The sequence below is a fragment of the Klebsiella sp. MPUS7 genome, assembly GCF_009905335.1.
Lineage (GTDB): Bacteria > Pseudomonadota > Gammaproteobacteria > Enterobacterales > Enterobacteriaceae > Klebsiella > Klebsiella grimontii.
On sequence record NZ_CP047604.1, the window covers coordinates 3,345,443 to 3,370,276 of the forward strand.

Annotated in this window: 32 protein-coding genes; 12 read left to right on the forward strand and 20 right to left on the reverse strand. The window is 56.0% G+C overall.

Features of this window, described 5'->3' with window-relative positions:
• Window positions 1-12: 12 nt before the first annotated feature.
• Together GUC22_RS15580 and GUC22_RS15585 are read left to right on the forward strand one after the other, a co-directional pair.
• A complete protein-coding gene (locus tag GUC22_RS15580) occupies window positions 13-513 on the forward strand; it encodes a YbaK/prolyl-tRNA synthetase associated domain-containing protein (protein ID WP_024359470.1) in 501 nt (166 codons plus the stop codon).
• 152 nt (window positions 514-665) lie between these two features.
• Window positions 666-1,112 (forward strand): DUF441 domain-containing protein, encoded by a 447-nt coding sequence (locus GUC22_RS15585; protein WP_004138309.1) that lies wholly within the window; start codon window positions 666-668, stop codon window positions 1,110-1,112.
• On the opposite strand, the gene GUC22_RS15590 is transcribed toward GUC22_RS15585, so the two are convergent.
• Window positions 1,096-1,887 carry an AraC family transcriptional regulator gene (locus GUC22_RS15590; protein WP_160183620.1) on the reverse strand — a complete coding sequence of 264 codons (792 nt, stop codon included), beginning with the start codon at window positions 1,885-1,887 and terminating at the stop codon, window positions 1,096-1,098. The genes GUC22_RS15585 and GUC22_RS15590 overlap by 17 nt on opposite strands.
• A gap of 100 nt (window positions 1,888-1,987) precedes the next feature.
• Between GUC22_RS15590 and GUC22_RS15595 the strand changes: the two genes are divergently transcribed.
• Window positions 1,988-3,172: a CynX/NimT family MFS transporter gene (locus GUC22_RS15595; RefSeq protein ID WP_024359472.1), complete on the forward strand. Its 1,185-nt coding sequence runs from the start codon at window positions 1,988-1,990 to the stop codon at window positions 3,170-3,172.
• A 37-nt stretch (window positions 3,173-3,209) separates the two neighbouring features.
• Here GUC22_RS15595 and GUC22_RS15600 read toward each other — a convergent pair whose 3' ends face one another.
• Window positions 3,210-3,902, reverse strand: a complete 693-nt coding sequence (locus GUC22_RS15600) for a CTP synthase (protein ID WP_004138314.1) — start codon at window positions 3,900-3,902, stop codon at window positions 3,210-3,212.
• A gap of 162 nt (window positions 3,903-4,064) precedes the next feature.
• Between GUC22_RS15600 and GUC22_RS15605 the strand changes: the two genes are divergently transcribed.
• Window positions 4,065-4,574 (forward strand): DUF523 domain-containing protein, encoded by a 510-nt coding sequence (locus GUC22_RS15605; RefSeq protein WP_004138316.1) that lies wholly within the window; start codon window positions 4,065-4,067, stop codon window positions 4,572-4,574.
• Window positions 4,561-4,905 carry a DUF488 domain-containing protein gene (locus GUC22_RS15610; RefSeq protein WP_004138318.1) on the forward strand — a complete coding sequence of 115 codons (345 nt, stop codon included), beginning with the start codon at window positions 4,561-4,563 and terminating at the stop codon, window positions 4,903-4,905. Before GUC22_RS15605 ends, GUC22_RS15610 begins: the two co-directional genes overlap by 14 nt.
• Here GUC22_RS15610 and GUC22_RS15615 read toward each other — a convergent pair.
• From GUC22_RS15615 to GUC22_RS15625, 3 genes are all read right to left on the reverse strand, one after another.
• Complete coding sequence (locus GUC22_RS15615; RefSeq protein WP_101868083.1) at window positions 4,900-5,139, reverse strand: DUF333 domain-containing protein; 240 nt, start codon at window positions 5,137-5,139, stop codon at window positions 4,900-4,902. The genes GUC22_RS15610 and GUC22_RS15615 overlap by 6 nt on opposite strands.
• Window positions 5,140-5,402: 263 nt before the next feature.
• The gene (locus tag GUC22_RS15620) at window positions 5,403-5,654 is read right to left on the reverse strand and encodes an ogr/Delta-like zinc finger family protein (protein WP_004213128.1); all 252 of its coding nucleotides are present in this window, start codon (window positions 5,652-5,654) and stop codon (window positions 5,403-5,405) included.
• A 43-nt stretch (window positions 5,655-5,697) separates the two neighbouring features.
• Window positions 5,698-6,837: a phage late control D family protein gene (locus GUC22_RS15625; RefSeq protein WP_160183621.1), complete on the reverse strand. Its 1,140-nt coding sequence runs from the start codon at window positions 6,835-6,837 to the stop codon at window positions 5,698-5,700.
• 155 nt (window positions 6,838-6,992) lie between these two features.
• On the opposite strand from GUC22_RS15625, the gene GUC22_RS15630 reads away from it, so the two are divergent.
• The 7 genes from GUC22_RS15630 (at window position 6,993) to GUC22_RS15660 (ending at window position 13,503) form a co-directional block, all read left to right on the forward strand.
• Window positions 6,993-8,165, forward strand: a complete 1,173-nt coding sequence (locus tag GUC22_RS15630) for a phage tail sheath family protein (RefSeq protein WP_160183622.1) — start codon at window positions 6,993-6,995, stop codon at window positions 8,163-8,165.
• Entirely contained in the window at window positions 8,165-8,680 is a 516-nt protein-coding gene (locus GUC22_RS15635; protein ID WP_160183623.1) for a phage major tail tube protein, read from the forward strand. Before GUC22_RS15630 ends, GUC22_RS15635 begins: the two co-directional genes overlap by 1 nt.
• Window positions 8,681-8,725: 45 nt before the next feature.
• On the forward strand, window positions 8,726-9,043 hold the full coding sequence (locus tag GUC22_RS15640; protein WP_047724049.1) for a hypothetical protein: 318 nt from the start codon (window positions 8,726-8,728) through the stop codon (window positions 9,041-9,043).
• Window positions 9,043-9,201 carry a GpE family phage tail protein gene (locus GUC22_RS15645; protein ID WP_032440702.1) on the forward strand — a complete coding sequence of 53 codons (159 nt, stop codon included), beginning with the start codon at window positions 9,043-9,045 and terminating at the stop codon, window positions 9,199-9,201. The genes GUC22_RS15640 and GUC22_RS15645 overlap by 1 nt, the downstream gene beginning before the upstream one ends.
• The gene (locus GUC22_RS15650) at window positions 9,188-12,163 is read left to right on the forward strand and encodes a phage tail tape measure protein (protein WP_160183624.1); all 2,976 of its coding nucleotides are present in this window, start codon (window positions 9,188-9,190) and stop codon (window positions 12,161-12,163) included. The genes GUC22_RS15645 and GUC22_RS15650 overlap by 14 nt, the downstream gene beginning before the upstream one ends.
• Window positions 12,164-12,178: 15 nt before the next feature.
• Window positions 12,179-12,670: a phage tail protein gene (locus GUC22_RS15655; RefSeq protein ID WP_160183625.1), complete on the forward strand. Its 492-nt coding sequence runs from the start codon at window positions 12,179-12,181 to the stop codon at window positions 12,668-12,670.
• 215 nt (window positions 12,671-12,885) lie between these two features.
• Complete coding sequence (locus GUC22_RS15660; protein WP_160183626.1) at window positions 12,886-13,503, forward strand: LysE family translocator; 618 nt, start codon at window positions 12,886-12,888, stop codon at window positions 13,501-13,503.
• A 151-nt stretch (window positions 13,504-13,654) separates the two neighbouring features.
• Here GUC22_RS15660 and GUC22_RS15665 read toward each other — a convergent pair whose 3' ends face one another.
• The 15 genes from GUC22_RS15665 to gpM form a co-directional block, all read right to left on the reverse strand.
• Entirely contained in the window at window positions 13,655-14,251 is a 597-nt protein-coding gene (locus GUC22_RS15665; RefSeq protein ID WP_201746396.1) for a DUF1989 domain-containing protein, read from the reverse strand.
• Window positions 14,252-14,517: 266 nt separating this feature from the next.
• Window positions 14,518-15,615 (reverse strand): phage tail protein, encoded by a 1,098-nt coding sequence (locus GUC22_RS15670; protein ID WP_160183627.1) that lies wholly within the window; start codon window positions 15,613-15,615, stop codon window positions 14,518-14,520.
• The gene (locus GUC22_RS15675; RefSeq protein ID WP_114261157.1) at window positions 15,600-15,815 is read right to left on the reverse strand and encodes a hypothetical protein; all 216 of its coding nucleotides are present in this window, start codon (window positions 15,813-15,815) and stop codon (window positions 15,600-15,602) included. Before GUC22_RS15675 ends, GUC22_RS15670 begins: the two co-directional genes overlap by 16 nt.
• Window positions 15,812-18,841 (reverse strand): phage tail protein I, encoded by a 3,030-nt coding sequence (locus GUC22_RS15680; protein ID WP_160183628.1) that lies wholly within the window; start codon window positions 18,839-18,841, stop codon window positions 15,812-15,814. Before GUC22_RS15680 ends, GUC22_RS15675 begins: the two co-directional genes overlap by 4 nt.
• Window positions 18,831-19,754, reverse strand: a complete 924-nt coding sequence (locus GUC22_RS15685) for a baseplate J/gp47 family protein (protein ID WP_064392356.1) — start codon at window positions 19,752-19,754, stop codon at window positions 18,831-18,833. The genes GUC22_RS15680 and GUC22_RS15685 overlap by 11 nt, the downstream gene beginning before the upstream one ends.
• A 1-nt stretch (window position 19,755) precedes the next feature.
• Window positions 19,756-20,106 carry a GPW/gp25 family protein gene (locus GUC22_RS15690; RefSeq protein ID WP_024359484.1) on the reverse strand — a complete coding sequence of 117 codons (351 nt, stop codon included), beginning with the start codon at window positions 20,104-20,106 and terminating at the stop codon, window positions 19,756-19,758.
• Window positions 20,103-20,690 carry a phage baseplate assembly protein V gene (locus GUC22_RS15695; protein ID WP_032437020.1) on the reverse strand — a complete coding sequence of 196 codons (588 nt, stop codon included), beginning with the start codon at window positions 20,688-20,690 and terminating at the stop codon, window positions 20,103-20,105. The genes GUC22_RS15690 and GUC22_RS15695 overlap by 4 nt, the downstream gene beginning before the upstream one ends.
• On the reverse strand, window positions 20,687-21,322 hold the full coding sequence (locus tag GUC22_RS15700; RefSeq protein ID WP_160183629.1) for a phage virion morphogenesis protein: 636 nt from the start codon (window positions 21,320-21,322) through the stop codon (window positions 20,687-20,689). Before GUC22_RS15700 ends, GUC22_RS15695 begins: the two co-directional genes overlap by 4 nt.
• Complete coding sequence (locus GUC22_RS15705) at window positions 21,319-21,786, reverse strand: phage tail protein (RefSeq protein ID WP_160183630.1); 468 nt, start codon at window positions 21,784-21,786, stop codon at window positions 21,319-21,321. Before GUC22_RS15705 ends, GUC22_RS15700 begins: the two co-directional genes overlap by 4 nt.
• Window positions 21,787-22,062 (reverse strand): peptidase, encoded by a 276-nt coding sequence (locus tag GUC22_RS15710; protein WP_160183631.1) that lies wholly within the window; start codon window positions 22,060-22,062, stop codon window positions 21,787-21,789.
• A gap of 246 nt (window positions 22,063-22,308) precedes the next feature.
• Window positions 22,309-22,854, reverse strand: coding sequence for a lysozyme (locus tag GUC22_RS15715; protein ID WP_160183632.1), 546 nt, complete (start codon window positions 22,852-22,854; stop codon window positions 22,309-22,311).
• The gene (locus tag GUC22_RS15720; protein WP_032432781.1) at window positions 22,851-23,135 is read right to left on the reverse strand and encodes a hypothetical protein; all 285 of its coding nucleotides are present in this window, start codon (window positions 23,133-23,135) and stop codon (window positions 22,851-22,853) included. Before GUC22_RS15720 ends, GUC22_RS15715 begins: the two co-directional genes overlap by 4 nt.
• Window positions 23,126-23,326, reverse strand: a complete 201-nt coding sequence (locus tag GUC22_RS15725; protein ID WP_004131559.1) for a tail protein X — start codon at window positions 23,324-23,326, stop codon at window positions 23,126-23,128. The genes GUC22_RS15720 and GUC22_RS15725 overlap by 10 nt, the downstream gene beginning before the upstream one ends.
• On the reverse strand, window positions 23,326-23,841 hold the full coding sequence (locus GUC22_RS15730; protein WP_032708341.1) for a head completion/stabilization protein: 516 nt from the start codon (window positions 23,839-23,841) through the stop codon (window positions 23,326-23,328). The genes GUC22_RS15725 and GUC22_RS15730 overlap by 1 nt, the downstream gene beginning before the upstream one ends.
• Window positions 23,842-23,945: 104 nt before the next feature.
• Window positions 23,946-24,812 carry a phage terminase small subunit gene (gpM, locus tag GUC22_RS15735; RefSeq protein ID WP_160183633.1) on the reverse strand — a complete coding sequence of 289 codons (867 nt, stop codon included), beginning with the start codon at window positions 24,810-24,812 and terminating at the stop codon, window positions 23,946-23,948.
• Window positions 24,813-24,834: the final 22 nt, after the last annotated feature.

Genomic DNA, 24,834 nt, shown 5'->3' on the forward strand with positions numbered 1-24,834 from the left:
GAAAAAATCGACATGAACGCGCCTGTAAGAATCAGTATTCATCAGCAGCTGCTAGCGCTGCTTAACCGCTCCCACGCCCGCTATCGGGTCGTTGAACATGAGGCCGTCGGGAAATGTGAAGCCGTGTCGAAGATTCGCGGCACCGCGCTGGGCCAGGGAGCCAAGGCGCTGGTGTGTAAAGTGAAAGGGCATGGCGTTAATCAGCACGTTCTGGCTATCCTCGCCGCCGATCTTCAGGCGGATTTAGCCCGGCTGGCCGAATACATCGGCGGCAGTAAAGCCTCGCTGGCCAGCCCGGCGGAAGTGGACGCCCTGACCGCCTGCGCGTTTGGCGCCATTCCCCCCTTCACTTTCCATCCGGACCTGCGGCTGGTCGCCGATCCGCTGCTGTTTGCGCGTTTCCCGGAAATCGCCTTCAACGCCGGGCAGCTTGATAAGTCCATCATCCTTGATACCGCCGACTATCTGCGCATTGCCCGTCCGGAACTGACCGCGTTTCATCGCCTGGCCTGATTGCCCCCCTGCTACGCTAAGGCCGCGGGTAGCAATCGATCGTGCAGATGCCTCAAATCGCGAGTCTGCGATAAAAAACCTGTTTACTTACGCGATTATGCGTAGAGTAAACGGGTTTTTCTTTTTTTATTTTTTGGCAAGGACCTCTGCACATGCTCGACACCACCCTGTTAATACTGCTGGGCCTGGCGGCGCTCGGCTTTATTAGCCACAACACCACCGTTGCTATTTCAATCCTGGTTTTAATTATCGTCCGCGTCACCCCACTCAACGCTTTCTTTCCATGGATTGAAAAGCAGGGGCTGACCATCGGTATTATTATCCTCACCATCGGCGTGATGGCCCCCATTGCCAGCGGTACGCTGCCGCCCTCAACGCTGCTGCACTCCTTTGTGAACTGGAAGTCGCTGCTGGCGATTGCCGTGGGGGTATTTGTTTCCTGGCTTGGCGGACGCGGCGTGGCGCTGATGGGCTCGCAGCCGCAGCTGGTGGCCGGACTGCTGGTCGGCACCGTCCTCGGCGTCGCCCTCTTCCGCGGCGTTCCGGTTGGCCCGCTGATCGCCGCCGGGATCATTTCGCTGTTTATTGGGAAGTCGTAGCCAGGCTGGCAAGATAGCGGCCCGGCGTTTGCCCGAGGCCCTTTTTAAACATGGTAATAAAGGCGGTGGTAGAGTCATAGCCCAGGCTCTGCGCCGTCTGCTGTACCGTCTGCCCGCGGACCAGCATCTGCAGGGCGAGGATCAGCTGCAGCTGATGTCGCCAGCGGCGAAAGCTTAAGCCCGTCTCACGCACCACCAGCCGCGCCAGATTGCGTTCGCTCATGGCGAATTCCGCCGCCCACTGCGCCAACATTTGCCAGCGGGCCGGGTCGACGGCCATCGTGTCCACCATCTGACGAATTTTTGGATGCCCGGAGACCGGCAGCTGCAGGTGCTCCTGCGGCTGCTGCGGGAGTTCATCGAACAGCACCTGCACCAGGCGGTTCATTGCCGGTTTAGCGAGTTCTGCCCTGCCGCGCTCGGCCATGACGAGGATAAGCTCGCGCACCAGCGGTGAAATTTTTAACGTACAGCAGAAAGCCGGCATCGCCGCCGCGTCGGGTTCAATAAACAAAAAGCAGACCTGCGCCTCCGGCGTCGCCCGATTGCTGTGCGGCACCTGTCCCGGCACCCACACCGCGTACTGCGGCGGCACCATCCACATCGCGTTCTCCACTTCGCAGGTCAGCGCCCCGTGAAGCGCGAGAATAAGCTGCCCTTTGCGGTGCTGATGGCGCGGAATGTACTGCTCGTCCGCGACAACCTGAATACGAAAAGCCGCCGCCGCTTCGTGACCGCTGTCCGGGTCGTAGCCGTCAAGGCCCAGTCCGATCATAAAAATGTCCGATTTTAGCGATAATCTGTCATTTTAGCTTGATTTAAACAGAGGACAAACAGGCTATTGTAACCGCCTCGTATTCTAGTTTGAGATAGCCATGAATTCTGCTTCACCTTCTGCCGATCGCCGTCATCTTGTATTGATTGCCGGTATTCTGCTTATCGCCACCACCTTACGCGTGGCTTTTACCGGCGCCGCGCCGCTGCTTGATGCCATTCGCAGCGAATATGGCCTCACCACCGCGCAAACCGGTCTGTTAACCACTCTGCCGCTGCTGGCCTTTGGCCTGGTCTCGCCGCTGGCGGCGGCTGTCGCCCGCCGCTTCGGCATTGAACGCAGCCTGCTGCTGGCGCTGATCCTGATTTGCCTCGGTATTGCTCTGCGCTCCCTGCCCGTGGTCACGCTGCTGTTTATCGGCACCGCGATTATCGGCTGCGGCATCGCGCTGGGGAACGTTCTGCTACCAGGACTCATTAAGCGTGACTTCCCGCAGCACGTCGCCAAAATGACCGGCGCTTACTCTCTCACCATGGGGGGCGCGGCGGCGCTGGGTTCGGCAATGGTCGTTCCCTTGGCCTTCGCCGGGCTGGGCTGGCGCGGCGCGCTGTTGATGCTGATGGTATTTCCGCTGCTGGCGCTGTTTGTCTGGCTGCCGCAGTCGCGCAGGCAAGCCGCCGCGCCGCTGACCGGGTCCGGCGCCATCCACAACCGCGGGATCTGGCGATCGGCGCTGGCCTGGCAGGTGACGCTGTTTCTCGGGATTAACTCGCTGGTCTACTACGTCATCATCGGCTGGCTGCCCGCCATTCTGCAAAGCATTGGCTACAGCGAAGCGCAGGCGGGCTCCCTGCACGGGCTGCTCCAGCTGGCAACCGCCGCGCCGGGGCTGGCGATACCGTTAATACTTCATCGGCTGAAAGATCAGCGCGGTATCGCAGTTCTGGTCGCCCTGATGTGCGCAGTCAGCGCGCTCGGATTATGGTTTTTACCCGGTCAGGCGGTGCTATGGACGCTTATCTTCGGCTTCGGGTCCGGCGCGACCATGATTCTCGGCTTGACCTTTATCGGTCTGCGGGCCAGCTCAGCGCACCAGGCCGCCGCGCTGTCCGGCATGGCGCAGACGGTGGGCTATCTGCTGGCCGCCTGCGGGCCGCCGGTGATGGGGAAAATTCATGATGCCAACGGCGACTGGCATATCCCGCTGATCGCCGTGGCGTTGATCTCAATTGCGATGGCGGTATTTGGCGCGCTGGCCGGGCGCGATCGGGAGATTAACGGCTAGCGCTAGCGATGCCCGGCGACCGCCGCCGGGCGTTCGCTCACTGACTTGCCGCGCGTAAAAACGCGTGAACCAGCGGCGCAGGTCTGCCTTCCAGCGCGTTGCGCTCGTGCTGGAATAACGTGGCGACAAAGAACGGATGGGTCACCAGTTCTACCGCCCGAATCTCGCCGTCATCATCCCAGCCCGTGACCCGCAGGTCGCCCTGCTCCAGTTCGCGGGCAAAATCGTCGGCAATCCCGTAGCTGCAGTGATAACCCTCTTCAATGCTGTCGCGGCCATAGGCGCGGGAGATAAGCGTATGGGCGCGCAGTTCAATATTGTCCGACTTTTCCACCAGCGAGCAGCTTAACGGCGCAATCACCATCCGCCCTTCGGTATCGGTTTCGGCATGCGCGGCATCCTGCCAGCCCATAACGTTGCGCGCGTATTCAATAATCGCGTGCTGGAAGCCGCCGCAGGTGCCAAGGAACGGAATACCGTTTTCCCGGGCGTGGCGAATGGCGATAAAGGCGCCTTCGGCATTTTTATAGGGGCTGGCGGGAACCACCCAGATAGCATCGTAATCGGCGAGGTCATCAGCGGATTTTATCTCACTGGTGGACAGCCAGTCATAGCGCAGCGGCAGTTCCAGTACGGCAGCGGCATCATCAATCGCCAGCGGAATCGCTTTATGGGCAACGACGTCGGGGTTGTAATCACCGACCAGAGCAATACGCAGGGGGGAGTTCATAGCAGGATCCTTATGTCATAGCGATTATCAGGCAACACAAGGAGCCTCAGGTTAGCGATCTCCACGGCAGAACACAATCCTTATTTTGTCTGCCCTTGAACGCGGGTAATTTACTCTAACTGGCGTTATGGTATTGGGCAAACAAACGGCTATGGATGCACGATGAAGGACAAAATTCTGGTTAGCGCCTGCCTGATGGGCTTTCAGGTTCGCTATAACGGCAGTCACAAAGCCCAACTGGCTAACGCGCTGTCTCGCTGGCAGAGCGAGGGGCGGCTGGTCACCCACTGCCCGGAGCTGGCTGCGGGGTTGCCCATCCCCAGACTACCGGCGGAGATCCTGGACGCACAGGGAGCGGACGTTATGCGAAATCGTGCTCAAATTGTCGAAAGCGACGGCCAGGACGTCACCGCGCACTATCAGCTGGCCGCCTGGCTGGCACTAAAAGCCGCGCAGGAGGAAGGCTGTACCGCGGCGCTGCTCACCGACGGCAGCCCAACCTGCGGCAGTCAGTTTATCTATGATGGTACCTTTAACGGACGGCGCAAACCCGGAGCCGGCGTTGCCGCCGCCCTGCTTCGCGAGAACGGGATTACGGTATTTTCCGAACAGCAACTGCCGCAGCTGCTTGCCTGGATGAAACAAAGGGAGAGTGACGATGATTCAATGTAAACGCGTTTATGACCCGCAGGAAGAGAGCGACGGCTACCGTATACTGGTAGACCGCCTGTGGCCGCGAGGAATAAAAAAAGAGGCGCTCAATTACGCTGAGTGGTGCAAAACCCTGGCGCCATCGACAGATTTACGCAAGGCTTTTCACGGCGAGACGCTCGATTTTGCCCACTTTAGCCAGCGCTATCGCCAGGAGCTTGAGGCCCATCGTGATGAAGGCGAGCGCCTGGCCGCGCTGGCCCACCGGCAGACGCTGACGCTGCTCTACGCGGCGAAAAACACCCGGCATAACCATGCCCAGGTGCTGGCTGACTGGCTGAAAGCGCTATGACTTAGCCGGATGATCGCGGCGCCAGAGCTCCCATTCATCTAACGTTTCACCACCGGGTAGCTTGCACTCGCTGCGCACGCCCTGCGGGCTTTGAATGGGAACCTGTTTCCCGCCCAGCTGCTGACAGTAAACCGAAGCCGGGTTAGCCATCCCTACCGGATGTGCTTGCTGTGTCGGCTGAGTCTGCGCGCATCCGGCAAGCGCCAGTGGCAGCATCAGTATCATCCCCTTCATTTCTGCTCCTTAATTGATGAAAACGGTCTTTGGTCCCGAATCTCCACGGTTTCTCCATTTTAGCTGCATTTTTGCGTCGTAGAGTAGCCCTGTTCTCGAACTGACCAGAGAACAGATCATTCCATAATCAATGAGTTTTTCCCCGTCGCCCCCGACGGGGCTTTTTTTTGGAATTTAATAAATTGAAATAAAAGGATTTATTTCAAAAATGTCCACATATCGACCACATTGACAAGAATAGCCCCCTTTCCAGGGGGCTATTTTTATACTGCAAGACTAAGTTGACTGTTCCCGTAATGAGAAGCCGGGAAAGCATCGCCGGGGATAAATCCTGGCGGCAAAGGATCTGCGCTGGTTGAGCGCTTCGTTACTCTGCGCTCTACGGTGTTAAGTGTCGTGAATGACTCGCTGCATTCAAGATTCTGGCATTGATGATATTGCCGGATGGTGAACTCGCTTAACCGGCGGCTGGTGCGGGTGCGGGCGTTTGCGCCGCAGTAGGGACAAACAAACATGATGATCTCCCATAGGGAGTTGAACTCACGCCTATTATGGCCGCTACTGTTCAGTTTCTGCAATCCAGTCGCTTATTTTCGCCTCAAGCTCCATTTTCGTGGTAAATCCGTTATCACCGATCACATGTTCCGCTCTGGCAATTATCCAATCCTGAGTATCGATTTCAGGCTTAAAGCCCGACACGGTCAGATGCATACCCGGATATAAATCGGCGCGGCCGCGCGCCAGGGTTATCGAAAACTGTGCCGCGCCTTTCTGGAGCTGTATCCATTTTGCCGCAGCTGCGCGCCTGGCCGCCGTTTCGTTCTGATAGGTTTTACGCAAAACATACACGTTACCTTCAGCGCCTTCCATGTAATCCCCCTCCGGCCTGCTGCTTTTCTCCCCAGCCTTTTTTCTGGCAGTATTTGTTTTGCGCTTAGTGACCTTGACCGGTTTTTTCTTACCGAAATTAAGATCCAGCCAGTACGCCCGCACGCCGGTGTAAGCATCGCGATCGGCAATGCGGAACCTGTGGCGATCTCCACTGGCACGGGTTATCTCAGCCGATGGCAGCGCCCTACCAGATGCACTGACGCCGCCCCCAGGCAGGATAAACAGCAGACAGCCATTTTTCACGGTGGCAATGGCCCCCAACATCTCCGCCATGCGCGTTAAAAACGACATGTCACTCTCTTCGGTCTGATCCGCATGGTCGATCTCAATGTCGATCAGGGCCTCGCTAATCATCGGCTTCAGGTCATAGCGCCGGGCTATGGCCGATACCACCCGCTCTACCGTCACATCATGCCAGGACACCTCCCGCCTGACGTTCATCTCTTCGCGAAAATCAGCGCTGTGCGCGGTGATGTCGATAACATCCGGCGGCCCGCTATGCCCCACCTCGTCAACGGTGTAGAGACCTTTGTAGATCAACGCCTCACCCAGCCAGCCGATGGACACCGCCAGCTCCGCACCACGTGGGGGTAAATCTGTTACCCCGTCAGAATCATCTACTGACAGGGTTAGCTGGTCAGCATCAAAACCGTTGTTATCTGTAACAGATAGCGAGGTGATGCGGTCGGCCAGTTCGGTCAGGGCAACCCCACCCAGCGTGATACTAAAATCCGGTGTCTTCACGACCTCACTTAATTTTTCTACATACGCTTCGGCTGCTGTTGTCAGCGTGTCTGCTATCGACATAACTCCCCCCGTTTTTTGCTGATGATTCCATGCCCGCGCGCGGGGCTGAATCCCTTTTTGTTGTCAGCGAACGGGCAGACCGGCAACCAGGCGACGCCAACAGACTTAACGTTGAATATTGCCCTGAACTCAAAGAGCAACATGATGGTGAACTTATGTCTGAAACTCGTTTTCACGGCGTCCGCTCTCGCGAAAATACCGACCTACAGCAAGTAATCAATGACATTGATTCCAGCGTGATCGGTATTGTTGCGGTTGCTGATGACGCCGATCCGGAAACCTTCCCGCTCAATACGCCGGTTCTGCTGACACGGGTGCGTAACGTCCTCGGCAAGGCAGGTAAAACCGGGTCACTTTACAGAGCCCTCAAAGCCATTTCCGATCAGTGCAGCCCGCGCGTTGTGATTGTCCGGGTGAAAGAGGCTTCCGGTAACGGCGCCAGCCAGTCCCAGGCCGTTATTGGCGGAACAGATGGCGACAGCTATACGGGAATGTATGCCCTGCTGACGGCGGAAGCCAAAACCGGCTATCGTCCGCGCATCCTGGCGGTACCGGACTACGACACCGAGGAGGTAACGTCACAGCTTTGCGTGATTGCCCAGAATCTTCGGGCTTTTGTTTATGCCGGTTGTAACGGCTGCGCGACCATGGCGGAGGCTATTGCTTATCGCAAAACCTTCGCTTACCGCGAGCTGATGCTGATCTGGCCTGACTTTATCGCTTACAACCCCCTGACGGATGATAACGAAACGTTTCCCGCCCCGGCTTACGCCTGCGGCCTGCGCGCCGCTATTGATAACAGCCAGGGCTGGCACAAATCACTGTCCAACGTTGTAGTGAATAATGTTCTGGGTATTTCGAAGGATGTTTTCTGGGCGCTACAGGCAGAAGACAGCGACGCCAACGAGCTGAACAACAACGAAATCACGACGCTTATCAAGCGTGACGGTTTCCGCTTCTGGGGTAACCGCACCACGGACACCAAAACCTATACTTTCGAGGTGTTCACCCGTACCGCGCAGATCCTGGCGGATAGCATTGCGGAGGCGCAATTTACCTCTGTTGACAGCCCGCTCACTCCGGCCAACGTGAAAGATGTGGTAAGCGGCATCCGCTCTGCTCTCAGCAAAAAAGTCACTGCCGGCCAGCTTATCGGTGCTGACTGCTGGTTTGATACGCTGGACAACGGCACCACGGATTTGCGCCAGGGAAAACTGATTGTGCGCTATAGCTACAGCCCGGTCCCACCGCTTGAAGATCTGACGCTTTACCAGACCTTTACTGATGATTTTTACGAACCGGCGTTCGCGTCGCTCGGGGGTGAATAATGGCTATTCCTCACAAACTGCGGCTTTTTAGCTGCTTTGTTAACGGCGACAACTATCTGGGAAAAGTGACCTCTTTCACTCGCCCCAAACTGTCACGAAAGGTAGAGGACTATCAGGGCGGTGGCATGCTGGGTGCGGTCGGTGTTGATCTCGGCCTTGAGGCTGGCGCGCTGGATTCCACCATTGTTTTTGGCGGCGTCATTAAGGCTCTGTTTCTCGAATACGGAGCAGAAATTGACGGCACGCGTCTGCGCTTTGCGGGTGAATATTTCACTGATGGCGAAAGCCAGCTTGTCGAGGTGGAGCTGCGCGGGCGATTTACTGAACTCGACGGTGGAGACTCAAAACAGGGGGAAGACACGGAGGAAAGCTACACCTTTAAATCCATCTACTACAAATTCTCCATTGATGATCAGCCCCTTATCGAAATCGATCTGCTGAATTTCATCTACAAAAAGAACGGTCAGAACATGTTCCCGGACCGCATCACCTCCGCCCTTGGCATGGGCAATTGATAACCTTTCATAGGGTGGCAAAGATGCCGCCCGGAGATTTTAAACATGGCTAAAAAAACTAAAAACCTGTTCACGCTGATGCAGCCGGTAGTTCGTAAAGACAGTGAGATCGGTCAGGTGGAAATCACCGGCGCCATCAGTCAGGCCGGATCGTTACGCGGCCTGAATCTTATCCGCGTTGCCAATATGGATGCAGACTCAATTGCCACGCTGTTGACGCGAGTCACCGCGCCTGTGCTGACACAAAAAGAAATCAACGAGATGCACACTCTGGACTTTATCGGCCTGGCAGAGCTTCTGGTCCCTTTCTTGAATCCGCCGGAGCCTGGAGCGTCGAACGTGGCGGAGACGGAGAGCGAGTAATCACCGTTGCGTTTGACCAGATCGACGATCTGGTTGCTGATATTGCCGTTATTTTTAACTGGCCGCCCTCTGAAGTTTTCGGCATGGATCTTGGCGAGGTGATAGCCTGGCGCAAGCGGGCGGCGCTTCGAAGTGGTGCCAGTGATGAAGAATCTTGATATCCGCGTTGCTTTCAGCGCTATCGACAGATTTACCCGCCCCGTTAATGCTGCCCGCCAGAGTGCGGGCGGCCTTTCCGACTCCCTCAGAAAAACACAATCCACCCTGAAAGGGCTCGATAAGAGCAGTGCCACTTTTCAGCGAATGACCGCGGTCGTCGGCAAAACCGATCGTTCCATCTCACGTGCCCGTGCCCGCTTTGATGGCTTGTCAGAAGCGCAACGTAAAAACGGGACGCTGACAGAAAAACAGCAAATACTGATGTCGCGACTGGGTGAGCGGCTTGATCGGTTGACCGCAAAACGCGTGACGGAAGTGGCCCGCCTTCGTGAAAGTGCATCAGCCCTGCGCCAGCATGGCGTCATGCTTTCCGGTAGTAGTGCCACCATCGGTAACGCGATACGCCGCACAGAACAATACAACCAATCCCTTGAACGAGAAAAACGGCAACTTGCTGCGGTCACTCAAGCTCGTAAACGTTACGAGGGGGCACAGCAGATGGCCGGAAAGTTGCGCTCTGGCGGTGCCATAGCATTAGGTACAGCAACCGCTGCCGGGTACGGCGCCGGACGCTTCCTGTCGCCTGCGGTTGGTTTTGATGAGGAAATGTCAAACGTTCAGGCGCTGACGCGGCTCGATAAAAGCGATTCACAGCTAGCCGCCCTGCGTGCTCAGGCAAAAAAACTCGGTGCTGAAACCGCCTTCACCACACGTGACGCCGCCAGCGGCCAGGCCTTTCTGGCAATGGCGGGCTTCACGCCAGATGCTATCCGTGCCGCACTGCCCGGCGTGCTCAATATGGCGCTGGCAGGCAGTATGGAACTGGGTGAAACAGCAGATATCGGCTCAAATATTCTTTCACAGTTCGCCCTCGACGCCGGAGAAATGGACCGAGTCAGCGATGTGCTGACAGGTACATTTACCCGTACCAACACCACGCTAAGCAGCCTGGGCGAGACAATGAAAGTTGTCGGGCCGGTAGCAGCGGGACTTGGGATTAGCCTGGAAGAAGCCGCAGCCATGACCGGCACGCTGGCGCGCGTGGGTATTCGCGGTAGTGAGGCCGGTACGGCAATGCGTCGCTCACTCTCCCGCCTGGCCTCCCCTACTACGGCAGCCAAAAAGGCACTCAAAGAGCTGGGAGTGGAAACTGCCGACGCGAGCGGAAAAATGCGACGTCCGTTCGATATTCTTCTCGATCTACAAAAACGCGTTTCCCGCTTTGGCGAGGTGGATCAGGTTTCATTTTTCAAAGATATCGCCGGAGAAGAGGGTTTTACGAGCCTCCAGTCTTTGGTCAACGGCGCAGGTGATGGCTACCTCCAGTCACTCTATGAACAAATTGCAGAAGCACATAAAAATCAGGAGGCCTTCGCCGTCGCTAACAAGAAGAAAGACAACCTAGGCGGCGATTTGAAGGAGCTTGACAGCGCGTGGGAGGCGTTCCGCATTTCTGTGGCTGAGACAGTAGACGGCCCATTGCGCAGAGTGACACAGGGGCTTAGCCGGGTTATTGGCACTATTCAAAGTTGGGTAGAAGAAAACCCCAGACTTTCACAAACGTTGTTACTCGCCGGTGGTACTGCACTGGCATTAACCGCAGTAATTGGCGGTATGTCATTAGCTGCTGGTCTACTTTTAGGGCCGCTTGCAAAGCTCAGGCTGGGGTTTGCGCTGCTGTCCGGCGGGAGCGGCATCGGAGGTACGGTATCAGCGTTCCGCATGTTGAGTGCTGTGGGCGGCAGTGCACTGGCAAAAATCAGCGGATGGCGTGCCTTACTCGGCGGTCTGGCTGGACGCGCCAGCGTATTAACCAGGTTGATGGTACCCCTGCGCGGTGCGTTACTTGGCGCCTTTAGCGCTCCGGGAACGGCTATCAGCGCCCTGTCAAAAAGCATTGGCGGACTAACGCTGCGGTTAACCGGGATCCCTGCTTTCTTCAGCATTGTGAAAGGCGGTATTGCGGCACTGGGCGGCGGATTATCAATGCTCTTGAGCCCAATCGGTTTAGTGGGTGCTGCGTTTGTAGCTGCGGGAGTACTGATCTGGAAATACTGGGGACCAATTAAAGCCTTCTTTAGCGGTTTTTTTACAGGCGTCATCCAGGGGTTAGCGCCAGTTCATAACGCATTTTCCCGGCTGGCGCCCGTTTTCGGTGCCATTGGGGATGGCGTTAAAAACGTCTGGAACTGGTTTAAAAAAGTATTAACCCCCGTCGAGGAGAGTCGCGAGGCGCTAAACAAATGCGCTAGCGCCGGGCAGACATTTGGAGAGGTCCTAGGGACCGCGCTTAGCGTACTACTTTGGCCGCTTCAGAAGTTAATAGAAGGCGTCGGCTGGTTACTGGAGAAGCTCGATCTCATCCCAGACGGCATTGAAAGAGCCAGGCTGGAAGCGGCCAGGCTCAGGGCCATTCCGGTTATGTGGGAATGGGATGAAAAATCCGGGCGCATGGTTAAAAGGGAGTGGCAATGGTCATCCGAAAAGCCAGCTAGCAAAGGCAGCGCACCGCCGCCCAGCGTGCTCGGGGGTAGCTCTGGAACAGAACGGAGGCTGGGGCAAATCGCGGATAACACTAAAGGTCTTTTAGATGAGGAAAAGCGCAAGCGCGTCGGGCCGGGAGATATCGTATTTAAGAACCTGCCGCCCGCGCTGGCGGTGCGGGGTGAATGGCAGGAGTCGCGGCTTGTCCGCCAGTCCGTCAGCGCCCGCCCGATCATTGCGGCCGGTGAGCCGGTGGTGTTGCAAGCGCCTGCCCTGAAACCAGTGCGCAGGGATGAGGTTAAGCGCGCAGCAGCTGCGGCGCAGGGCGGAGTTTTTTCTGGAGAGATCCACGTCCATTTGCATGACGTGCGGAATGATAACCCGCACGAGCTGGCGCGGCTGGTTGGTGAAGCTGTCCGCGCGGAAATGGATAAACGGCGGCGCGCTGTTCGGGGTTCGTTCCGGGATAACGATTAATGGGGAGTCATAACTATGATGATGGTATTCGGGCTTTTTGTCTTTGAACTCAGGACTCTGCCCTATCAGCAGTTGCAGCTGTCCCGTAACTGGCGGCACGTCAAAAATGATCGTGTTGGCCGTAGCGCAAAATGGCAGTACGTGGGTGCGGGTGAAAATCAGCTTACTCTGGGTGGGCTGCTCTATCCAGAAATTACCGGCGGCAACCTGTCGCTGGGTGCCGTCTCGACGATGGCGTATACCGGGCTGGCCTGGCCTTTAATTGATGGGGTTGGCTCGATTTACGGAATGTATGTCATTACGGGGTTGCAGGAAACGCACCAGGAGTTTGATCGCTATGGTAAGGCGAAAAAAATTGCGTTCACACTCTCACTACAAAGGATTGATGGGGACATCAGGGAGGGGCTGCAAAGCGCCTCTGTCAGCGACCTGATGGCAACACTGAAAGAAGGTGCAGAGACTGCATTAAATACAGCTCAGGAGACGCTCGGCAGTCTGACCTCCTGAGCTACAGCACTTTCATTAATGACGAAACTTCTATTACCTTAAATTTATCCTGAAACATCTACTGCACAGAGCCAAACCTAGTCTGACAAGCGGCTCTGTGCCAATAGCGGAAGTTGTTTGCATAGTGTTATGTTGATAACCAAGAGAAGTTCATAAGGTATGCGGTTCGCGCAATTAGGGCGCTGTCTGACACTGAATAATGATGGAGAAGATGAATGGCAAGTGATTTGATCGCGGTTTCTGCTATTGGCGTAGCTATCCTGTTTGGCGCAATGAGCCCGGGAGTTAGCTTTCTTCTCGTCGCCCGAATGGCCATGTCGAGTTCGAGACGCGCAGCTTTATCTGTTGCTGCAGGCATGGGTTTTGGTGCAGCTGTTTTTGCTGTAATAGCATTAGCAGGTCTTCACACCCTTCTGACGCTGGTCCCATCACTTTACACAGGACTTAAGATTGCAGGCGGTTGCTATCTTTTGTGGCTGGCATTAAAAATGTTTCGTCGTCCTTCAAATCGTTTTAATGATTCTTCCGGTACGGAGGACGTAAGCTTCTCAAAAGCCTTTATGACTGGCGTTTTTACTCAAATCAGCAATCCCCATACTGCGCTGGTATTTGCCAGTATTTTTTCCGCAGTGCTTAGCAAAAATATTCAGCCTGTTATGTATATCATTCTGCCCATAATGGCATTCGTTATTGATGTGATCTGGTATGCAGTCGTTGCATGCTTATTATCGACTGACGGGCCGCGTCAGGCCTACATTAAATACCGTAAGTTTATAGATAAACTAAGCGGAGGTGTTATGGCTCTTTTGGGATTACGCCTGCTGTTGAAGTGAGTTCGACGAGTACGATATACAAAGTGTTCATGTTTTTTTCGCTCACAGCGGACCTGAAGAGCAGGCAGAATGTCCGCCCTGTGCCAGGAGCGGATATTTTCGTCTGTATAGTAGTGAGTTTGTCAGCACTGTAATGGAACCACAAAGATGATTAACCAACAGTAATCTCAATGCCAGTACAACGCCCCCCATTCGTCGGATGGAAGTCAACAGAGCAGGCAGTAACGACCACATAGAGATTTGTCTCTGCGCGTAGTAAGACATTACCGCCGGGAGGGTTATCCGACGCCAACACCTCAAGTCTGCCGTCCGACTGAGGTTCTGAACGCTGGAAGAAATTGACCGGATCAGGAACAACGGGAAGCGCTATGTCGGCCTTCTTTATCTCAAAGAGTAGATTGTCGCGACAATTAGGATGATTAGGCAGGCCAGCCCGCTCGTACAATCCTGGGTTACACGCAGGGAAAAGCATGTCATGTGGGCTGGGTGAGTTATCCTGCACTAAGGTGAGGAACGGTATAGCTTTTTCACTGTAAAATGACTCACCAACGGAGGGAAATAACCGCTCGGTAATATCACGTGTTTGCGATGTGCTGAGCCAATCGTTTTCATTGCTGTCAGTAGCTATAGCCCATAAATCCGCTACTTGCTGACCTTCAGTGTCTATAACACGGAACGTTTGACCTTTTTTGACCCAGAACCCGCGCCCTTGCTGCGGAGGAATAATAATCTTTACTTGCTCACTCACGGCTTAACACCCAACTTAAAATTAATTGTTATATTGTAACAATAAACTTTCTTCATGTTCAATTCTTGTTTATGCAAGCAAATGGCCACGCCTTATTGAGACAGCAAACTATATTCGTTGATATAAGCAAAAGGTCCGCTTCTCGCTCTAAGCTGACTCTCAAATTTGATTATGTGTTACAGATGAAAACTGTCAGGTCAAGCTTGAGCTAATGCATTTGACGATACTCAAGACCGGCAAACACGGTCATTCTTGACCGTGTCTTTTTATGCTATACGTTTCCACAGGCAGAGGGTGACATATTCGTTTGTCACATCGATCGCATCGTTTGCGGTTTCTCGTTCGCCCGCCGCGTCGCTATAGGTTCCTGCTGTCATATTGAGCGGCCCGCTCTTCTGGTTGTCCGTGCCATGTGTCGTGGTCGGATCCCAGGTCTCACCGGGTGATCTGTCACCCGATTTGTGCCAGTGTGGCGGGAGGTTGCTGGCTGCAATATTTACCTTATTGCTGCCACCTGTCGCACCGTGCCCGGAACCAATGCGCACTACCCTGTCGGCAAAGGTATCGCTTAAACTCTCCCACGTCTGCCACGGGAAGCGCTCAGCCGGGCTTTTTTCACCAGGGATAATGATTCCAGGATAAAGAATGGCATCGACGATATCCTTAAACCCCTCACCGTCACAGTTCATCCCCAGATTCTCGCGCGCATTTTCAACGTCGGTTAAATCAGATAGGTTACTCTCTTTTTGCAGTGCGCCGGTAATGCGTGAGTCATCCCCCGCAGCTACCGTTCCCGCCTCGGTGCCCACGTCCCGCGTGGCTGAGTTACCCAGTTCAAGATTATCCCGGGCCTCTTCGGTATCGTTTAAATCATAAAGATTTTTTGCTCGCCGCAGATAGCGTTTATCACCCGTTTCCTGCGTGAGTGTGGCAAGCGCCGGATCGATAATGAGCTGCACACTTGAGCTGTGCGTCAGTGTCAGCACCAGCGTCAAAATGATCTCTTTGATGATTGAATCCGATTGCGCCGGGAGGTATGTCGCCGGATAAGCGCCGTAAGCAATGAGCGTTCCCTTAGCACTGACCAGCCCCGCCTCTCTGAGCGTCTTACCCGGATAATCCCGGCAGTTGATAACAATCTGACCGCTGATAAACCCCTCATAGCTTGAATCAGAATCAAAGGTTTCACGGCCAAACTGACCAAAAAGCGCCGTCACCGCCGCCAGGTCGTCGGGATCGTTTGGTAAAGTCACGCCGCCACCATCACCGATCAGCACGGCGGTAATATCCACGACTTCTCCCGCCTGATATGCAGCTTCAATTTCGGCGGCGCCTGCCGTGGTTAGTGTCAGTCCTGTTGCCATAGTGTTTCCTCTGCTTCAATGCCATACACGCTAGCAAGACGATCATAAAAATCTTCACTGACAGTTTTGCTGTCGGCATCAATATCGCTTTCAACGGGATGAATAACTCCAGCAGCCTGGAGCATTTGCAGGTATTCCAAGAAAAACTCATCGGTCTGGCAAAATCCGATCAGGCTTTTAATTTGATTGAATGTTTTCATAATTTATTCGTTATCCAGTTACCGGGTAAATCTGCGAAATCGTCCAGGCTGGTACAGCTATAGAACGCGTAATAATGCGCAGTGACGTTTGGCACTTTGCCCATAAATACCAGGCCCTTACCCGTGAGGGCAGAGCATCCTCTGAATGTGGCCGTCGTGGTGACAATGGTCGAATAACTGCTGAGGTTGAATATCGTGCTGACGTTGGTTCTCAGCTGCACGCAGCCGTCAAACAGATAGCCGATTGTCGTCGCGGGTACGGTATTCAGCAGACCGGCCCCGACCTCTTCCAGTGCGACGCACTCGGCAAACACATTGGTAAAAGTCGTGGCGTTGATACTGGCGACAAAAAGACCGGCAGGCACTGAACGCAGGTTTTTACATCCTCTGAAGGTCTGGCCGTAGGCCGTCACCAGCGGGTTACCACTGAACAGATTTTCCGGTATTTCCACCACGCCGGTATTCTGGAACGTTGCGCCGAATGCGGTGATAAGCGGGCTCGATGCAAACAGCGACGGCGGAATGTTCACCAGTGCCGCGCAGCCGTAGAACGTAGAACCGGCACTGATCAGCAGGGTGTTATGTTTCAGTAAATCAGCAGGCAATACCGCCAGCGCAGTACAGCCGGAGAAGGTCAGCGTCATGGAAGTCAGGTTGACACAACCCGCAAACAGATCGGACGGCAGCGCGGCCAGCGCGGTGCAGTCCTGGAAGGTGCTACCCATTGCCGTCAGAGAGGTCAGATCGCTGAACAGTTTTTCAGGCAGTACGGCAAGGCCTGAGCACTGGTTAAACAGACCGGTGACATTCGTCACTTTGCTGCATCCTGCAAACATATCCCCGGCCAGCGATACCAGCGCCGTGCAGCCCATAAATGTATAAGTCAGGTTAGTCAGTGAGCCACAGCCACGGAACGCCCCGGCCCCAATGCTTTTCAAAGATGTACATTGGGTGAATGCATAATAGAACGTCGTGACCAGTGATTTACCTGCAAACGCCTCTGCTCTGACGGCTGTCAGAGAAGAACAGGCATAGAAAGCCCGGTCAAAGCTCGTTGCCTTGTTACAGTCAACAAACGACGGTAGCGCCATTAATACTGTGCAACTATTGAAGACGCTGGCAAAGGTAGTTGCACTGACACACCCCTCAAAAATATCATCGCCCACTTCTTCCAGTACACGGCAATAGTAAAAAGCGGAGGAAAATGTTTGCGCAAGCGCACAGCCAGAAAACACAGCTTTTCCCGCTTTTACCAGTGAAGAACAGCCGGAAAAAACGGTTCCAAAATGGTTAACCAGGGGTAAATCCTTAAAGAATTCATCAGGCACAGAAAGCAGTTGCGTGCATCCACTGAATGCCCCGCCGAAATGCGTAGCTTCCAGGCAGTTGCGGAACAGGCGCGGCGGTAGCTGCGTCAGCGCCGTGCAGCTCCTGAAAATCGCTGTAAAGACGCCACCAGGCACATCGCTGAATAAATCTGCTGACAATGTTGTCAGCGCGCGGCATCCATCGAAGGTATAACCGAAGTTATTTCCACTGACACACCCGTCAAAAATGTCCGTCCCGGTATCGATAAGGGACGCACATCCCGAAAACGCACTGGTGAAATGCGTCGCAGCAGCACAGCCCCGGAATGTGTTTTTGCCAGCACTCAGCAGGCGCGTGCAGTTCTCAAACACCGAGGTGAATAGCGTCACCTGAGATAATTCGCTAAACAGCCCATCAGGAACAGCAGCCAGTGCCGTGCAGCCATAAAACGCCGCGGAGAAATCTGTGGCATCAGTAAACCGCGCAAATAACCCCTCTGGTAGTTCAGTCAGCGACGAGCAGCCCCGGAAAATGGAGGTACATTTCTGGATATTTGGCAGATCGTCAAAAGCCCCTGCATGGACCTTGTGAAGGCCAGTTGAGCCACTCGCGAAAGAAACAAGATTGTCCCTGTCTCCCGTCAAAAGAATGATTTCCTGCACAGGGTTCAACGTCACTGAAACGTTACCCGACGTGCGCTGGAAACTGGCGCTTTCAGTGTTTTTAACCGTTATGGTGTATTCCTGGCCCTCCTCCAGTGAGCGCGTGGGGATCACCCATCCCCAGGTTGCACTCGCGTGGTCGAAGGTGTATTCCCGGCTGTCTGTCCCGTCGCCGTAATCAATTGTGAAATCCTCATCCATGCGCACGTAGAACAACGGACGGCTCGCATTGTCGATGCGGGTGATGAACTTCATCACCGCGACCACTTTCACACTGATCACCGCGCTGACGCCGTTAGTCGTCGTGACGGTGACCGAACAGGTGCCCCGCTTCACGCCCGTAACCAGAATAGCGCCGTTGACTATTCTGGCGGTCGCAATTGTTTTATCCGACGTTGTTACCGTAAAGGTTTTATCTTCCGCGTATTCAGGGAGGATGGTCACCGTGACCGTTTCCGCGTCACCAGGGGCCAGATTCAGCTCGTAGCGGGATAAAACCACCTGCAACGGGACAAAGCGCGGCGTGATTTTCTCCGTGGCGTACATGTAACCGGCCGCATATGAGGTTCCCTGAAGTCGGCCAAATACATGAACGGAAAACCAGCTGCGCAGGTTCCTGGCGCGCAGTACCGCAAGTTTCAGATCCTGCTGGTCGAATTCCGTCACCGGCAAATCGTTCTGATACACGTTCAGGCGAAAGGTATATGGATCCCCTTTCGGGTTCTGATTGAACCATTCAACAATATCCGTCCCAAAAGGACTGTCCACCAGGGCATGACGGACGGCGGCGACCGTCCCGCGATGCCGGTGGATGTAGTGGGCGCGCTTGATCGCATCGCGTTTCTTTTGCTCTGACCAGTTAATATTCCAGGTATCAACCTGATATTCCCACGCCAGCCACGGCAGGAGCGCCAGCGGGCAGCTGTCGGGATCTTTAACCCAACGGATAAGATACACAGGTATGCGCGCCAGTGCGGCGGCGCTGGCCCTGTCAATGGCCCGCTCCACGGCGGTAGCGTTGGGCGGCAGAATGCTGGCGGGATAATTAGCGGTCATAGTCCATCACCACAAGATTGATTTTCACAGAGGTGCAATGAGGCGCTTCGCCCATCGTCGCAACGACGTCGGCGGCCGGTGAATGCAAATCGACAGTGACAACGCCGTCCTGATGCAGCGCCCCGTCGATGCCCGACCGTGCAGCGGTGGCGTTGATAAGATGCACAGAGGCGGTGTATTCATTCAGTGCGGCAGTGGCTTTTTCCAGCACCGTGGCAGTGTCCACGCCGTAAGGGACGTAAATGTCAGCAACCACCTGATAATTCACAATCACAGCGGAACGGACATAATCAGCCACATAATCCGTAATCGGGCGCACGTCTTCCGGGTTTACCGCCGCTAGGACTTTATCGAGCAGCGCCTGCGGGGCGGTCCCATCTCCGGTACGTGACAGAACGTAGAGGAAAACGCGGCCCTCCTGATCATGCGTCTCCGGGCCATAGGCGCGCACGTCGAGCACATCCGCATCAGCTCCCAGTGCAAAATAGTGATAGGCATTACGGGCACCTGCCGTGCTCAGGCGCGCCCATGAGAGCAGCGTGCGGGCGCGCAGCTCTTCATCGCTTTCGTATACGGCGTCCGCCTCGTCGGTGGCTTCGGTAATCAGCAGGCGTTCAGTGTCAAAATTTCCCGAGACCTGATCGAGATCCGCCCCCAAGGCGCTGGAAAGCAGCACCGCGCGCACGGCTTCATTGATGCGTTGCAGCAGATGGATCTCGCGATAGGTGAATGCCTGAGCCAGCGCGGCCATCGGTTCAGATTCCAGTAACAACGCAGCAGACACAGAAGCCTGGAGTTCCACAGGCATGGCCGCTACGATAAGCGCCCGGATATCAGTCAGCACCGTTTCAAAATCGGGCACCTCGACGATATCAGGCTGCGGGATCTGAGATAAATCGACGGACGTTTGCACACTAGCTCCTTAACCTGATTGTGTTGCTGGTTTCTGTCATGGTTTCCGTGATGGTGCCGCTCAGCTCGGCGGTCACTGCGCCTGTTTCTGAAAACACCACGTTGACGGTAGTCAGGCTGATCCGCGGCTCCCACTGCGCCAGCGCGATAGCGGCGGCGCCCATCAGCTGCATGCGGGTGACGGCGTTCTGCGGCGCATCGAGCAAATCAGGGATCGCGCTGCCAAAGTCCCGGCGCATCACACGCGAGCCGGTTGGCGTGGTGAGGATTTTTGTCACGGACTGCCAGAGCTGATCGTGATCGGTCAATGCGCCGGTGCCTTCCGGGTTCATCCCGGTATAACTGGCTGTCATTGCGGGCCTCCCGTGGTACTCCCGCCAGACTGCACGCCACCGTGTTTATGTTCGTGCACGGTGATCCCGTTTGACTGCAACACGCCGCCGGAGTGGATCACATCACCGGCCATCGTACCGCCGTGGGTCAGTTCGAAAGTGCGCGCTTTAAGTTTTTCTGTGCATTCCACCTCGGGTGCGTCCAACGTGACGCGGGTTTCTGCCTGGATATGCGCGGTTTTAATGCCGGTCACGGACAGCGCTCCGGCATCGTCGGCAGCGTCGTAATGCAGGCGCGCGCCATCCGGTGCGGTGATGCTGATTTCCAGCAGGCTGCTGCCCGTTGGCGGGTTATCTGCGCTGTATGCTGAACCAATCACAAACGCGTTTTCAGGGTTGCCGCCCGGGCAACCGATCCAGACCTGCTCCCCTATGGAGGGTGGCAGCCAGATGCTGAACGCCCCGGCGCGGGTCACGTTCCAGCGGATCCAAGTGGTCAGCAGCCTGCCGGAGCGAACGCGCACCGCTTGCTTGTCGGCGCTGATTTGCTCCACGACGCCCTGGCGCAGAATGTTTTCCAGCAGGCGCATCAGCTCGGCATTCATGACGCACCGCCCAGACTGCTGATAACGGCGTTTTCCGTCGCGATAAGGTCTCCCGGGGTCATGCCCAGCAGTTCACGCGCCGGGTACTGTGCGTAGGCGCCCGGGCCAACTTCATCCTGGAGGCCGTACTGGTGAATACGGGCAATGCGCGCGGCGATACCATCAAACCCCACGGAGACGCCCCCCGCGTCCGGTCTGACCTTCATAAAACGCAGGGTGCGCAGGCGGATAAACATCGGCGCTTTTTTTGTCTCCGTCTGCGTCGCGGATTGCGTTTTGATTTCCAGATAGCGTTCGATATCGGCCCGGTAAAATGTGCGGATATCCCGGCGCTTCTCGTCAAAGCCCATGATTGTCCGGCCGTATTTCCCGCGCCCGCCGCGCCAGTTTTTCAGCGCCCGCACCTCGTTATTCCAGACGAACTTGATCCCCTGCTGGGTGCGGTAAACCTTGCGGCGGCGCACGGCATAGCCGCTGCCGTCCGGGTTTTTCTGTGACGCGATGCGGCGCTGCTGACTGCGGCGCACTGCCAGGCCAATTTTGCGCGCGGTACGGGTGCGCCCCGCCGGGCTGACGCCGTCGAGAATGTCCTGAAAGACCTGATCCAGCTCGCTGAACATGCGATCGCTCACGCTCCGGCCTCCTGAAGCATGCCTTCAAATACCAGCCCCCAGCCAGAGGCGTGAGGGACCAGCACGCGCGGGCGCGGCTCCGGCAAATGCTCGGCATACGGCACGCCGTTTTCATCCAGCTGCACCATTACCCGCTGACGCACCGGCAGCTCAAACATCAGATCGGCGGTGTCGTCGTTGTTAATCAGCGTGGTGAATTTAATCTGCTGGTTTTTATCGGGATTCAGCAGCAGATCGGGCTGATTAAACCAGAGCCAGGCCATCAGCGGCAGCGTGAAGTCGTCAATACTCCCGGCGTAGTTCATGACGAACAGAACCAGAGAATAGCGGTACATGAATGACGGCGTTTCACCGGTGGTTTCAATGCCACCCTCTTCAACAAACACCGTCCAGGCCTCCGGGTTCGCCCGGCACCAGGTGTTTGCTTTCTCAATGGCGGCGCGGAGTGTGTTTATCTTCAGCATTTATGGCTCCTTTCGGGTGTTCTGGCGCAGGCTGTCCCACTGGCGGATCGCCGCTTTGTCAGCATTGCAGGCATCAAGTGCATCCATCAGCCTGTCGCTGAATATCGCCACCGCGCCCCAGGTCACTGGCTTATCCAGCGCCGGGCGCGGCGTCTCTTCGGTCAGGCTCTCCGGGACGGGTTCACGGTTCAGCTGAATGACCGTCGCGGGCGGTGCGTTTTTGCAGGCTGCGGCTGATAACGTCAGGCACAGGAGCAGCAGCGCACGTATCACCATTGATCGCGGCCTGCATGGCTTCACGTCGGCGCTCCCCTTCTGCATTACGCTGTTGCTCACGGACTTTTACCTCTGCCAGTAACTTATGGGTTTGTATGGCGGTCGCCTTCACTTCCTGGATAACTTGGTCGTAGCCGGTCGCCGTTTCGGTCAGCAGCTTGTTGCGGGTCCGGGCCTCGCTCAGCTGGTCGGTCTGCCACCAGACAGCAGCCAGAAGGACAAGCATCACAATCACACTGCCCACCCTCATGACGGCGTACTCAGGCCCAGCAGACACCAGGCTTTAAAATCGTTGCGCCGGTTAACCAGCCCGGGGGAGCGCTTACCGCCCGCATTGACAAAATCAGTCAGCCTGTTGCACATCTGCGGCCATTGTCTGGCCTGGGCATGCTTCCAGATCGTGGTCCTCTGCTTGCGTCCGTTTTTATCGGTGAACCACATCAGCCCGGTGCAGCCCAGATTCAGGGCGGCATCCGTCATGGCCTCAAAGGTGAGCTGCGGCATGTCGGCGCCGTGGAAATTGTTGTTGATGCAGTTTTCTGCCCGTTGCAGATCGTTAACCCAGCGCCGCGCTATTTCCTGGTTGCTGTATTCTCGGTTTTCCACGCCACCCGTGGAGCCGATGCCAACCGTCAACACCCCCGCCGTGCAGTAATAAGGCGTGCTGCGGCAGTCTTCCCAACCGGCAATTTTCTGCTGCCCTTCTTTCGACGTTCTGACGCTCCCGGGCGCCAGCGAAATGCCCAGGGCCACAATCGCCGCGATCGAACATTTTTTGATGATGTTCTTCATGTCGGGTTATCCCCGTGCAGTTGCTCCAGCAGCTGCCGCTCGCGGTCCGACAGGTTGCGGGTTTCCGCCTGGCGGAGAATCTGCTCTATCAAGTCGTTACGGCGCTGGCTGGCCTGCTCAATGCGGCGGCGGTGGATCGCCAGCCGGACGGCGGAAACAATACCCAGAAGAAGGCCAGCCAGCGCTAGCTTTTCACTGACGGTCATGACGCCCACGCCGGTCACCAGGGCGGATGTTGCAAACGCAAAATATTCGTTAATACGATCCAGAGTCATTCCCATAACTGGACGGTTACCCGTTCCACCTCGCTGGTTATCACGGGCATTTCGATCTCCTGCCCGGCATTCAAAAATATCTGGTTGCTCAGTCCAGGATTGGCTTCGAGCACCTTCTCCGTGACACCTGCGGTTTTGCCGTAATGACGCCAGCAGAGCTGATCAACCGTGTCGTTTTGCAGCGCCCTGACTTTCATCAGAAAAGCTCCGAGTAAATACGGGGTTCTTCCCTGATATCTGAAATACTCCAGCGCCCGTCCCGCCAGAGGTCGTCTATTTGCCTGTCCAGAGCCTCCGCGTCCTTGTCGCCCTTTGGCGTGGTGCCGACGTCCCTGTAACCTTCCAGTACGCTGGCGCGCGTGAAGGAGTAGACCGCACGCCGGAAGCGGTAAACTTTTGCGCTTTCGCCGTTAATCAGCTCGACGGGTTCACCGGCGGAAGTCAGCAGTACAGAAGCCAGCGATTCCGCGCCTTCCGCCTCCCTTTGCTTCCGCCAGTCCTTCAGTTGATCCGCGACGTGCAGCGCGGCCTCCGTAGCCATATGCATCAATCGGGAAGTCGTAATATCACCAGCGATGCGGGCCGCGAGGCGCAGATCGTGGAGTTTTACCGTAGGCCAGAAAGTACCGACGGCAATCTGTGCGCCGCCGTCGTCCACGTCCGTCACATCACTCTCAGCAGGTCTGACGGGGCGCTGCGCGATAAAACTCATCGTCGTTTCTCCGGTAGGTCAGGCGGTGGGCTCCCGGTAAAAAGACCGCATAACGGGCAGATCGCCGGGCGCGCCGCCTGTGGCGCGGGGCCAGTTCATTACGCTCAAGCGTTTACTTTGACGGCGGTTTTCGTTGTCTTTTTTGCCGCCGTTTTGCGGGTAGCTTTTTGGGTGCCGGCCGCCGTTTTCGTCTGCTTGCGCGTTCGTGTTGTTTTTTCTGCTGCGGGTGTTTCGGTTGCCGCTGTATCGCTGGATGAAGGCTCATCTTCCGCATCACCACTCGCCGTGCTGGTCTGCGGCGCCTTCTTCAGCGCGCTGACCAGAGAGGCGATCTCCCGTTTCACGCCTGCGCCCGGGTTCAAGCTCATGGCTTCCCGGAAGAGTTTCAGCGCTTCGCCTTTTGTTTCCGCGTCTTCCGTGTCGCGACGACAAAACGCCCTCACCTTGCACAGCTTCGCGCGGACCTCATCCGGCATATCACTGTCAGCCACAATTTCGGCCAACTCGTCCAGCATGGAGATATAGCCTGACAAATCGGCTCCGGCGTCCGTGGTGGCGAGGTTCAGAATGGGATTGCAGATTTCTTCGGTCAGCACCGTGGGAGCCGGGCGGTGATAGTTGTCATCCGGCATGCTCAGACCATGTTTGACGACATAGCGCCCGATACGCAGCGCCAGCGCATAGTCGGAGCAGTCGACCGCCCACACCATCAGCGTGGTGATAACCGGATCGGCGCGCCCGCTGTCGCCCTCGATCGTTCCGTCAATCCATCCCTGAAACTCAGGAAGGATGCTGGCCTTTACAGCGGCCTTCGCCTGGCGGGACTGGATTTGGCTTAGCGAGGATTTATGCATATGCAGGCGAAAGAGGATCTGCTCATGCGCGGTGCGTGTCTCCGCGTCACGCTCATCACTGGAGCCTCGCCTCTCTGCCATGACCTTCTGAAAGTGTCTTTGTGCCGGTGTCAGCATGCGTTAATTCTCCTGGGCGGGC

Bases quoted from the DNA above. Each gene is read 5' to 3' on its own strand.
- GUC22_RS15670 (WP_160183627.1), bottom strand. From the start codon at position 15,615: ATGGCAACAGGACTGACACTAACCACGGCAGGCGCCGCCGAAATTGAA.
- GUC22_RS15595 (WP_024359472.1), top strand. From the start codon at position 1,988: ATGAATTCTGCTTCACCTTCTGCCGATCGCCGTCATCTTGTATTGATT.
- GUC22_RS15640 (WP_047724049.1), top strand. From the start codon at position 8,726: ATGGCTAAAAAAACTAAAAACCTGTTCACGCTGATGCAGCCGGTAGTT.
- GUC22_RS15585 (WP_004138309.1), top strand. From the start codon at position 666: ATGCTCGACACCACCCTGTTAATACTGCTGGGCCTGGCGGCGCTCGGC.
- GUC22_RS15605 (WP_004138316.1), top strand. From the start codon at position 4,065: ATGAAGGACAAAATTCTGGTTAGCGCCTGCCTGATGGGCTTTCAGGTT.
- GUC22_RS15610 (WP_004138318.1), top strand. From the start codon at position 4,561: ATGATTCAATGTAAACGCGTTTATGACCCGCAGGAAGAGAGCGACGGC.
- GUC22_RS15635 (WP_160183623.1), top strand. From the start codon at position 8,165: ATGGCTATTCCTCACAAACTGCGGCTTTTTAGCTGCTTTGTTAACGGC.
- GUC22_RS15690 (WP_024359484.1), bottom strand. From the start codon at position 20,106: ATGACAGCCAGTTATACCGGGATGAACCCGGAAGGCACCGGCGCATTG.
- GUC22_RS15660 (WP_160183626.1), top strand. From the start codon at position 12,886: ATGGCAAGTGATTTGATCGCGGTTTCTGCTATTGGCGTAGCTATCCTG.
- GUC22_RS15620 (WP_004213128.1), bottom strand. From the start codon at position 5,654: ATGTTTGTTTGTCCCTACTGCGGCGCAAACGCCCGCACCCGCACCAGC.
- GUC22_RS15675 (WP_114261157.1), bottom strand. From the start codon at position 15,815: ATGAAAACATTCAATCAAATTAAAAGCCTGATCGGATTTTGCCAGACC.
- GUC22_RS15720 (WP_032432781.1), bottom strand. From the start codon at position 23,135: ATGGGAATGACTCTGGATCGTATTAACGAATATTTTGCGTTTGCAACA.
- GUC22_RS15680 (WP_160183628.1), bottom strand. From the start codon at position 18,841: ATGACCGCTAATTATCCCGCCAGCATTCTGCCGCCCAACGCTACCGCC.
- GUC22_RS15730 (WP_032708341.1), bottom strand. From the start codon at position 23,841: ATGAGTTTTATCGCGCAGCGCCCCGTCAGACCTGCTGAGAGTGATGTG.
- GUC22_RS15630 (WP_160183622.1), top strand. From the start codon at position 6,993: ATGTCTGAAACTCGTTTTCACGGCGTCCGCTCTCGCGAAAATACCGAC.
- GUC22_RS15710 (WP_160183631.1), bottom strand. From the start codon at position 22,062: ATGGTGATACGTGCGCTGCTGCTCCTGTGCCTGACGTTATCAGCCGCA.
- GUC22_RS15615 (WP_101868083.1), bottom strand. From the start codon at position 5,139: ATGAAGGGGATGATACTGATGCTGCCACTGGCGCTTGCCGGATGCGCG.
- GUC22_RS15715 (WP_160183632.1), bottom strand. From the start codon at position 22,854: ATGAAGAACATCATCAAAAAATGTTCGATCGCGGCGATTGTGGCCCTG.
- GUC22_RS15625 (WP_160183621.1), bottom strand. From the start codon at position 6,837: ATGTCGATAGCAGACACGCTGACAACAGCAGCCGAAGCGTATGTAGAA.
- GUC22_RS15655 (WP_160183625.1), top strand. From the start codon at position 12,179: ATGATGATGGTATTCGGGCTTTTTGTCTTTGAACTCAGGACTCTGCCC.
- GUC22_RS15725 (WP_004131559.1), bottom strand. From the start codon at position 23,326: ATGAAAGTCAGGGCGCTGCAAAACGACACGGTTGATCAGCTCTGCTGG.
- GUC22_RS15705 (WP_160183630.1), bottom strand. From the start codon at position 21,786: ATGCTGAAGATAAACACACTCCGCGCCGCCATTGAGAAAGCAAACACC.
- GUC22_RS15580 (WP_024359470.1), top strand. From the start codon at position 13: ATGAACGCGCCTGTAAGAATCAGTATTCATCAGCAGCTGCTAGCGCTG.
- GUC22_RS15590 (WP_160183620.1), bottom strand. From the start codon at position 1,887: ATGATCGGACTGGGCCTTGACGGCTACGACCCGGACAGCGGTCACGAA.
- GUC22_RS15650 (WP_160183624.1), top strand. From the start codon at position 9,188: ATGAAGAATCTTGATATCCGCGTTGCTTTCAGCGCTATCGACAGATTT.
- GUC22_RS15695 (WP_032437020.1), bottom strand. From the start codon at position 20,690: ATGAATGCCGAGCTGATGCGCCTGCTGGAAAACATTCTGCGCCAGGGC.
- gpM (WP_160183633.1), bottom strand. From the start codon at position 24,812: ATGCTGACACCGGCACAAAGACACTTTCAGAAGGTCATGGCAGAGAGG.
- GUC22_RS15600 (WP_004138314.1), bottom strand. From the start codon at position 3,902: ATGAACTCCCCCCTGCGTATTGCTCTGGTCGGTGATTACAACCCCGAC.